This is a genomic window from Spirulina sp. CS-785/01 (assembly GCF_028330525.1).
Classification (GTDB): domain Bacteria; phylum Cyanobacteriota; class Cyanobacteriia; order Cyanobacteriales; family Spirulinaceae; genus JAQMSD01.
Window position 1 is genome coordinate 1 of the sequence record NZ_JAQMSD010000162.1, and the last position, 10,202, is coordinate 10,202.

The window sequence follows — 10,202 nt, forward strand, 5'->3', positions numbered from 1 at the left end:
CCCAAACCCCAACCCCCTCGAACGCGCCCCATTGCGGAATTTACCCCCAATGCGGTGCCGCCTCGGTTTCTCAAGGGAAAGGAGACAACCTCCCCGTCTCCTACGTCAGAAACTCCGGTTACGTCTCAACCCCAAGGAGAAGCAGAACCCCCTCAGTCAGAAACTCCGGTTACGTCTCAACCCCAAACCAAACCAGAACCCTCCCAGTCCGAGACTCCGGTTTCGTCTCAACCTCAAACCAAACCAGAACCCTCCCAGTCAGAGACTCCGGTTACTTCTCAACCTCAAGCCAAACCAGAACAGTCCACTCCCCCCCAACGGGAAACCCCTCCCCAACCTGTGGGAGAACAAAACCCCGACTCTGTAACCTCCTCCTCTCCAGAAAAGGAGACTCAAGAGGGGGAAGACGACTATCAACGTTGGCAAGAGGAGGCCGCCCATTCTCTCTTAGAACAATCTATTTTGAGTTTGGAGGAAATCTTAGAACAGGTGGACGAAACCCCACCACCTCCTCCTCCACAACCTGCTCCTCCCCCGTCTCCTCCTACACCTAGCTTTACCTCGTTTACTCCCGTTACCTCAACTCCAGAACCGACGGCCTCACCGCCAAAACAGCAACCTGCTCCCCCGGCGGATTTTCCTCCGTTGGCTATTAATCTCTTGCAAGATACCTTTATCCGTCGTCGCAATGAACCGATTTTGATTTCGGGTCATGTGAAAACCCAAGACCCCAATGCTCAGAGTGAGTTAAATAAAGGGTTTGGGGGACAACTCTGTTATCGACTCCGCGACCCGCAACAGGGGGGAGTTTTGTTACAGGTGGAACAGCCTTTGAGTGATGCGACGATTCCCTTGGTGTTTAATTATTTATTGGATGTTCCCACGGACTACCCCACGCGACTGTTATTGGGAGATGTGCGTTTAGAGGTGTTCTTGACTGCGGAGACGGGGGAGGAGAAGAAGGTCTGTTTGGCCCAACAAACTTTTTCTATCACGGCTGGAGTGGATGAACTGTTAAATGTGGTGAAAAAGGACTCCCTCCCCGCTAAAGAACCCCCGCAAGAGACGGCGAAGTCTCCAGAAAAGTCTCTGAATACGGAGTTTTTCTCGTTGAGTAAGAAGACGGAGGCGGCCCCTAACTATCAGCCTAAGTCTTCGGAGATTTTGCCGCCTAAGTTGGGGCAAGAGAAGGGGAATGGGTCAAAGTCGTTGAAGTTGCCGAATTTTAGTCCTCCTGTTCCCAAGGATGCTCAAGGGGGGTCTGTGATTTCTTTCACAAAGTTTGGGCAAGGGTCCCCAGAGGAAGGGGAGGAGGAGGCTAAGGCTGAGTCTCCTGCGTCGGAGGGGTCTCCGGAGTCTGCTCCAACGCCGTTATCGGGGAATCCTTGGGATGCGGAGTTTGGGTCGGAGGATGAACCGGAGGCGGAGTCGTCTGCTTCGGTTGTCGAGGAGTCCCAGGATGAACCGGAGGCGGTGGCTGAGGAAAATCCTTGGGAGTCGTTACAGCAGGAGATGAAGGGGTTACGAACGCCTTGGGATTCGCAGCAGAAGGCGGATTCGTCTGAGGTGGAGTCTGAGGTTCAAGGGCGTTCTGAGGGGGCTGTGCCGTCTTCTGAGGCGGAGTCTGAGGTTCAGGTGGGTTCTGTGGAGTCTGAGGTTCAGGCGGGTTCTGAGGGGGCTGTGCCGTCTTCTGAGGCGGATTACCCGGTGGAGGAGGCGTTTCAATCCTTACGTTTACAAGACCGTTTTTGGCGGCAAATTCAGGCGTTAGCGGATGCGGAGGCGGATGATGAGGACTGGCAAGGGGATGCGGAGGATGTTCCTTTGTCGGAGGAGTCGATTCCTGATTGGGTGGGGCAACAGTCCCAGGAGAAAGTGTCGGAGGGGGGAGAGGATGAGGGGTCTTTGACCCCTGGGGAACAGGCGTTGGTGGAGTGGGAACGGTTGATGCGGGACAATATGCCGCGTTCGGATCAGGATCAGCAGGATGAGGATTCGGAGGCGGAGTTGTTGGAACGGTTGGCGGCGGATACCCAGTCGGCTTGGGAGGCGTTGACGCAGCAGGCTGAGGAGTCTTCTGGGGCGGAGAAACCGTCGTTTGCGAATGTTCCGTCGCGGAATCGGGCGGAACATTATTGGCGCAATCAGGAGATTGTGGTGGAGGATGAGGAGGATTTGGCGGAACAGTCGGAGGGGTCGTCTGGGTCGAAGTCGGGTTATGATGCGTCGGGGTTGCCTTATCCTGATGAGGTGAAGTCCCTTGGGGAGGGGGAGGCGATGCCGTTGCCTGTGCCGGAGGAGGAGGAGGAGTTTACGTTGCCGCCCCCGAAGCGACCGTTGGCACAACGGCAGCGACCGAGGGATTTGGAACGGTCTCAGGAGATTGTTGTGCCAACGCCGATGTTAGATGTGGTGGAGGGTGAGTTGGCTGCGGGGGATTTGGTGTTTGTGAAGGTGCGTTTGCCGGATTATCCGGGGGCAATTTATGTGAAGTTATGGGTGATTGATGTGGAGACCCGTCAGTTGTTGGACGGGCCGAGGGCGTTTGTGGATTTTGAGCGCGGTCCGGGGGGACAGTTGGAGACGTTGACCCAGTTAATGGTGCCGATGGGCAGTTTGCAGATTCGGTTTGAGGCGATCGCAATTGATGTGGAAAGCCAGCGTGAGAGTCATAAGGCGATTTGCGATCGCGCAGTAGTCCCCCCTAATTTCCACCGCAAATCCTATGGCGACTGGTGATCTGAGGATTTCGGGGCCTGACCAAATTTGATATCGGCCCAACTCTGGGGAGTGGGGGTAGGGTCAGAGGCGGTCAGTTCCCGAATTTTCTGGACATCGGCGTTTTGGCTGGCGATTTGCAGGTCTCGTTTATAGTGGGCGTTTTTGATGGCTTCTTCTTTGGACCGGGAGGAGGTGTCGAAGCATTTTTCCAGGCTACCAAAGATACCACTGCGGCGAGATTTGGTGAAAAATTGCCGTTCGGTGTCTAGGAGTCGGGCCATGAGTTCTAGGTGCATGGGATCATCTTGACAAATGTCTTCTAATGTGTTCCATTCGTCGGACCCTAGGAGGCTTTGATCTGCCCCAGGTCGGGGGTCTTTAAAGGGTTCTCCAGTCACGTCTTGGTAAATTTTGGGTAAGCTGTCGTCAAATTCGTGTTTTTCTTCTAGCCATATTCGCCGTATTTCGCTAAGTTCTTCGGTGGTGATGAGGGTGATGTCTCTCATGTCTTCGGGGGCGGTTTGCCGGACTTCTTGTTGTGCTTCGAGGACTCGTCTCAGCCAATGTTCTCGCCATTTTTTCACGTAAGGACCGGGAATGGGTTCGACGGAGACTTCCCCATCTCTATTCCGTTCAAACAGTTCCACCCGTCCATAGATGCGTCGAAAGTCTCTTTTATGACGATCATTTTTAATATCTAATTCTAGGCGAAAATCAATGAGAGGCTGTAACCATTCTTTTTGCTCATCATTTTGGATCATGGCCTCCATAGATTTATCACTGTTGACCAAGGTACACACCCAACAGCCAAAGCGTGAATTTCCACAGCTTGGGGTAGAGGTATCAATGACTAGAGGACATTCATTATCCGCCGTTGAACCTCTATACAAATTGAATAATTCTTTATTGCTATGTCCCCAAGGGTTCTCCCATTGCATTAAATACATCCAGACTTCATCGGTTTGCCATGTTTCAATCGGGGTATAGAGTAAAGAACTCGGTAAATGAGGATGAGGACACAAACGATCACGTAATTTTTTCTTGTCTCGTTCTTCCATAATGGCAGCACGATTTTGGCTTTCTGTTTTTCGCGTGCCTAACGTGACAATTGCTTCTCCGTTGTTGCGTACAATATTACGGATAAATTTATTAGACGGATCAACTTTTAAACGAGGTGTACACCAGCGAAATGTATGTTTTGGTATCGGATAACCTTTACCAATTAATCCGACCCAATAAGTTTTATCTGCTTCTGGTGTTAAAAGATGTGACTGTATAGGTAGATTTTGTTGTTTAGCTGCCTCATTAATTCTATTCAGAGAGGTTTTAACCCATGCAGAAACAACTGGGTTTTCAACTAGCGTATCAGTGCTGATAATGTGAATGGGTTTATGTAATTTTTCTTTAGGTAATTCTGATATAGCATACCAAAATAACTGTACAACAGCAGAACTGTCTTTTCCTCCTGAATATCCAATTACAATGGGAACTTGACTTTCACAATATAACTGTTTTATTTCTTCTTTTAAAAAATCAAGCTCTTGGATAAATTCAGGAACACTTCTTGGGGGGAATAATGTTTGTTGTTTGGTAGCCATTTTTCAACCTCTTACTTTCTAAATACGTTTTCTCTATGCCATTTTAAGGCTGCTTGACTAGGAAAATATTGTGCTGATTTTGGAAGTAATATAGACTCACCATTAAAATCTTGCATGGGTCTATTGTTAGGAGATTCTTCCGATAAATCATCAGTGATCATAATTTTATACTGATCAGTTATTGTAAATACACCTAAGTCAAAAGCCCAATGATGATTTTTACATAAAGAGATACCATTATTAATACTATTATCATAAAACATTGCAAATGGTTTAATATGTGCGCCATCTACAATTCTTTGTGTAATAGAGCGAGTAACTTTTAACTGGCAAAAAACACATTTATAATCATAATTATGGACAACAGCTTTACGAAAAAAAGCACTTCTTACTAAAGACTTAGACCAATTAAATTTAGGGCTTAAATTTTCATCCTCAATATTAATATCGCTTTCTTCTAAACTAGCATCATTTAGACTTCTATTAACGTCCAAAATATCTTCTAGTTGTTTTTGGCTGGTCGCAAACCAAACTGAGATCAGCGTATCTATTAATTCTTGTCGATGATGAGGATTTTTAATTAAATCAAATAATTCATGATCTAGGGTTGCATATTCTACCGCTTGCTTGAGTTTATTAGTGCTTTTAGGTTGTAACCCATTAAAGTCTGGTTTTAACTTTAAATTCCAAAACCCTTCGTTCTGTAAATGAAAAAAGGGATAATGTAAGCCACCTTTATAATTAGGCGACAATACTTTCCAATACTTTTTAAATGTATCCAGTAGATCATCTGATACCAAGATTTGATTTTCTTTGATGACTCCTTGATTAATTAAATCAATAACTGATAACAATAAAACGGGTTTATAAGGGGCTTTTCCTTTTTTACTGCTATTGCTAATGTTAAGATTGGCAAATTTTTCGCAATATTCAGCTAAATTCGGATTAGTGACTATATTCTTTTTTTTATTCATTGTTTACAATGATTTTACAAATATCATTTTGAATTTGACTCTTAATTTTCCCTTCCCATCGTGCTTTTAATAACTTTAAGCCGGCTTCTGCGTATTGAATAACAATATTAGCGACTTCTTTATTATCTTTAGGTTCAGGTTTACCTTTACGCTTACATATTGCTTTAACGGCTGCATCTAACGCAAGAAAGACATCTGAGTCAACAAAACTAATATTTTGAGCTAAGGTTTTAAGGCCAGAGACAGGTTCAACCTCGACATCTCGGTTCATGGCGTAAGCTGCTGCGAAAAAATACGCATCGATCATATATGGAAAAACTTTCTTGTCTTTCAAAAATTCCAGATATTGTTTAGCCTCTTGAGTGGTGCTAATACTTGCATTAGGGTCTAAACGCTGCATTATGTCACCTCAGATAACCGTTCACTACCACCAACCCGTTCAATATGACGAACCCCAGCCACATTAGGCATTAACTCATTTAACAGAGGGTCAGGAAAATCGCGGTCTGTAGCCAACACAATAACCTGAGAATCAATATCGGGCAACGCCTTCACCAAATTCCGTTGATGGGTCTTATCCAAATGACCAAACGGAGTATCCATCACCAACAAAGCAGAAGTCTCCGACGCTAAATTCAACCCCGTAATAAACGCAAAAGCCAAAGCCTCCTTTTCCCCTGCGCTGAGGGTTTCCGGGTTCAACACCTCCCCCGTCACCGTCCGGACTCCTAGGGTGTAATTTTCCTTCAACACCACCCCATTATACTCATCAGGTTTATTGGTCACTCGTCGGTGAACCTCAGAGGTTTTCTCCTCTATTGTGGCCTTTGCATCCTCAATGCGCCAATCAATTAACTCCTTAGTGGCCTCCAGTAACCCCCTTGCTAACCTCACCTGATAGGCCAACGTGGCCGTCTCCTTATGTTTCCCCGCTAACGTCTCCATTTTGCGTCGTAACTCATCCTCTCGTTGTAGGGACTGGTCGATGGCCCGTTGAAACTGGCCAATTTTATTTTGATAGTCGTCCCTCTGTCTCTCCGCTTCTGCCACCTTTCGCCAAATATCTCGCGCTTCCTCCTCATTTATCCCGTGGGTCTCCCGTTTTAAGCGAGAGATACGCTGTTCTATCTCATCCAAGTCATCTCGGTGTTGGTCTCGGTCTAATAACTTTTCCTCCAAGTTCCACTGATCATACCGTGATAAAGCAGACAAGCGATCGCGCAACTCATCCTGTTCCAAAGCCCCATAACGACTGCTATTTTCCTTCACCCGTTGTAACTGTTCCAAGTCCTGCTGAATATACCGTTTCGCCTCCTCATCCAAACAACGACCACACACACAACGATCCGAGTTTAACAACTTCTGTAACTGTTGCACCGACCCAAACAACTTAGCCGTCGTCACCGTCTGCCCTTGTAACTCATTGGCCACCTCCTTCACAAACCCCAACAACAACGGAATAGGGGCTTTTCGCAACGTCTCCTCCACCTGTTGTTCTGCCCTATCCAAACGTTCCCGTAACCGGTCCCTATCCCCCTCTAACCGTCGTAACTCGTCTAACTTCTCCCGTAACCCCTCCAATTGTTCCGCCCGTTGTTTGGTATCCTCATAAATAGTCTGGGCCGACCGTAAATTCTCCTTAGCCCGACCTAACTGTTCCCGTTGCGTCTCCGTCCCCACTTCAACCGTCTCCAACTCCGTCACCACCCGTTGCAGTTCCTCATTGGTCTGTTCCGCATCACTTAACTGTTTCTGAAGGTCTTTCAAGGCCCGTTCCGTATCATCCCGTAAATTCTTTAACTCCGGAATGCCTAAAATACGTTCAATAGCGTTTTTCGTTTCCACCGTGTGGGTCTGCTGGGCATATCGTTGAATATCCACCCCATCAAAAAAGAAAAACTCCCGTGACATCTTCGGCAATAATACCTCAATCCACTCACGAGGGTCTTGACATTCCCGACCATTGCGATACACCGTTGCCTCTCGGTCATCCACCGTCACTAACTTCCCTCGCGGTTTCCGTTGGGCCGACCGACTCACCAAAAAACTATCCTCTCCCCGCTTAAAGGTCAGTTGAACCGACATTTCTAGGGTTGGGTTGTCTGAAACCGCAACATCATTAAACGCCTTCCGTAACGCCTCCTTATTAACCGCCCCAGTCCCATACAAACACCACTGTAACGCCTCCAAAATAGAAGTCTTGCCAAACCCATTCTGACCAAAAATAATCCAAACATTCTTCGTCTCATCCTGAAAAGACAAGTCAAACTCAATCGTCTGGTCTTGGTAACACTTCCAGTTGTGAAGCGTCATTTTTTCTAACTGTAACCCCATACTCCCCCCTAACCCTGCGAAACATCAGCATATTGGGCAATCATTTCCTTGAGTCGAGGAGTCATCCGGCGGTTTTGTCGAACAATTCTTTCCCGTTCCTCCTTAATGGCTTCTTGCAGCAAGGCCACCGGGATACCATGTTTTTGGGCTAATACTTGTAACTGCTGTTCCATCTGCCTGACACTTTACAGAAAACAATATCAAAGAAAATCTGAATAGGTGATTCCATACAATGCTAACGCTTCCGCTAAAGTCAGTATGGCATGACTCTTGTTCCTCGCACTCTGGACAAAATGCCCCACCCGCTTCAACTCCGACTCTATCAATTGTACCTCCTCCCCTTCCAATGGTGGCACAACTAACACATCAATTAACGTGGCCACCGACTTCTGGGGGGCAAAGCGCAAAATACGTCCCCGACGCTGAATAAACTGCCGTTGTGACCCATCACTGGCCAAAATAACCGCCTGAGATGCTGCCGGAACATCCACCCCTTCATCTAAACACTTTACAGCGACTAACCCATCCAACCGACCTGCCGCAAACTCCTGTAACAAGTGGTGACGGTTACTTTCTGCCGAAGAATACCGGGCCACCCGAACCCCCGACCGGGCCAACTGCCCACTCACTGCCGTTGCTTGGTCAATATCTGCACAATAAATCATTGCCCGTTGAGGCGGAAAATCGGCAATAATCTCCTGTAACGTCCCCAACTTTGCCCCTGCGGCCTTGACAATTTTAGCCCGTTGAATAGCCACCTGTTGGGCCTGTTCCTTGGCCTCCTCATCTTGGCTATGCAACAACCGCCCCAGTTTCGCCGTCAGTTGCTGAAACCGTTGGTGTTCTGTCTCCTCCAGTTCCGTAATATAGACAAAATAATCGTACTCACAGAGAATCCCCGCCTCAATAGCCTGCTGTAAACTAAACTCATAGACCACCCCCCCAAAATAGTCCAACACCACCCCCGTCCCTTCCTCATCATGGGCCCGTAAAGGAGTCGCAGACAGTCCCAACCGATAACCAAAGTCCTCCCGTAATAAACGCTGATATCCCCTAGCCCCGGTCGTATGAACCTCATCAGCAATAAGTAACGACCGAGGGGGCAACCCTCCCGCATCATCTATCAATGTCCCTACACGGGGTTTTGACAGTTCCCCATAGTTCCCTATCACGACCACAGGTTTCCGCTTATAGTCCCCCCGGTTCAATAACCGCAACTTGCGAAACAAGGGTTCAGCCCACAATTCCGCCTTTCCTTGGGCCAAAATAGGACTTGGTAACGTTGTCCGTTGGTCTAACTGGTCGGCCCATTGCTGGACTAACTCGTTAGTGGGAACACCAATAATAATTAATTCTACCCCTTGCAACTGTACCGCCCCCCCAAGGGCAGTAATGGTCTTCCCGGCCCCTGTGGCCATGGCTAAAATGCCCCGATAGCCCTTTTCTTGCCATGCCGTTAATGCCTCCTCTTGCAAGGGACGCAGGGACACCTTGAGAGAGGGGGTACTAGGGTTCACTTGATACCCTCCCCCCTGTTCTTTTACTCTAGAACGGGGTTGAGAAGCGGGTTCATACAAGGGCGGTTCACTGGGTCGATATTTTAATAAAGATTTTGCAGCCGCTTCAGGAAAGTCCAATACCTCCACCTTGGGGGTGTTATTCTCCCAAAGTCGCTGAAAATGCTGCCTTTTCCGTTCCGTCCGTTCCTGTTCCCCCTCTTGCCAAGAACAAAACACATCAATACATTCAAAGTTAGTCACCCAGGCCCGTTGACTCTCATTCACCGACCCGGTAAACGCCACTCTATTCCCCTCCTCATCCTCAAAAATGCCCAATTTTTCGTGATAAATGCCCAATTGCCCTAAATTATTGGGAATAGCTAATTTAATCTCTAATACCCCTTGACTCAACAACCAAGCTAAACAGGCAAGACGGTCTTGCGCCACCTGCTCAAATTCGGCTAAACTGCGAGAAATTACCCCCGCTATTACTTGGTCACGTTGCTGTAACCCTTGCTGAATAGCGGCTGCATCCTCTGGGGTCAAGTCCGGGGAAGCCACCAACCGCATCCTCCCCCCACTGCGAACTAACCCGGTCAACCCTTGGGCGACCGCCAACAGAGAACTACTGGAAAAATACCCCACCGCCCGATTGTAGAGGCGAGTTTGTCGCAAGCAGGGGAGGTAAAAATCACTAATTAAGTCCCGGCGGTCTGACCGATATTCTGGATAAAGGGTTAAGGTTTTTAAACTCAAAGTAAATTCGTTTCACAGATTTTGTCAAAAGTCAAGTAATTGTAATATTTGTTTATAAAAATAGCGAGTTGCTCACCAAGGGAGATAGTAAATTTGCCCTTTTATGTCTTCTACGCTTCCACACTCTAGAATAATAATTAGGTTTTCGATTACCCTACCTACTGGGGCCTTGGTAGAAATTTCAACAAAAGAGCCGCGGGACTCCCCCACCTCGGAACAGGTGGGGGAGGAAAGCGGGTGAGTCGATACCGCTTCTCCTGCGGAGACGCTGCGCGAACGATGCGGCTGAGACTCACAACCTCTTAGGCTACACATAGACC

General features: G+C 47.7%; 6 protein-coding genes and 2 pseudogenes. 1 reads left to right on the forward strand and 7 read right to left on the reverse strand.

Features of this window, described 5'->3' with window-relative positions; all coding sequences use genetic code 11:
• Nucleotides 1-2,739, forward strand: a pseudogene (locus tag PN462_RS10790) (hypothetical protein); the annotation flags it as partial.
• Here the strand turns inward: PN462_RS10790 and dndC are convergent.
• From dndC to PN462_RS10825, 7 genes and pseudogenes are all read right to left on the reverse strand, one after another.
• The gene (gene dndC / locus PN462_RS10795) at nucleotides 2,724-4,319 is read right to left on the reverse strand and encodes a DNA phosphorothioation system sulfurtransferase DndC (RefSeq protein ID WP_272128200.1); all 1,596 of its coding nucleotides are present in this window, start codon (nucleotides 4,317-4,319) and stop codon (nucleotides 2,724-2,726) included. The pseudogene PN462_RS10790 and the gene dndC overlap by 16 nt on opposite strands.
• Nucleotides 4,320-4,330: 11 nt before the next feature.
• Nucleotides 4,331-5,293 carry an HNH endonuclease gene (locus tag PN462_RS10800; protein WP_272128201.1) on the reverse strand — a complete coding sequence of 321 codons (963 nt, stop codon included), beginning with the start codon at nucleotides 5,291-5,293 and terminating at the stop codon, nucleotides 4,331-4,333.
• Complete coding sequence (locus PN462_RS10805; RefSeq protein WP_272128203.1) at nucleotides 5,286-5,693, reverse strand: hypothetical protein; 408 nt, start codon at nucleotides 5,691-5,693, stop codon at nucleotides 5,286-5,288. The genes PN462_RS10800 and PN462_RS10805 overlap by 8 nt, the downstream gene beginning before the upstream one ends.
• A complete protein-coding gene (locus tag PN462_RS10810; RefSeq protein WP_272128204.1) occupies nucleotides 5,693-7,627 on the reverse strand; it encodes an AAA family ATPase in 1,935 nt (644 codons plus the stop codon). Before PN462_RS10810 ends, PN462_RS10805 begins: the two co-directional genes overlap by 1 nt.
• A gap of 8 nt (nucleotides 7,628-7,635) precedes the next feature.
• Complete coding sequence (locus PN462_RS10815; protein WP_272128205.1) at nucleotides 7,636-7,800, reverse strand: hypothetical protein; 165 nt, start codon at nucleotides 7,798-7,800, stop codon at nucleotides 7,636-7,638.
• 27 nt (nucleotides 7,801-7,827) lie between these two features.
• Nucleotides 7,828-9,882, reverse strand: a complete 2,055-nt coding sequence (locus PN462_RS10820; RefSeq protein WP_272128206.1) for a DEAD/DEAH box helicase family protein — start codon at nucleotides 9,880-9,882, stop codon at nucleotides 7,828-7,830.
• A gap of 72 nt (nucleotides 9,883-9,954) precedes the next feature.
• Nucleotides 9,955-10,202: pseudogene (locus tag PN462_RS10825) on the reverse strand (hypothetical protein); the annotation flags it as partial.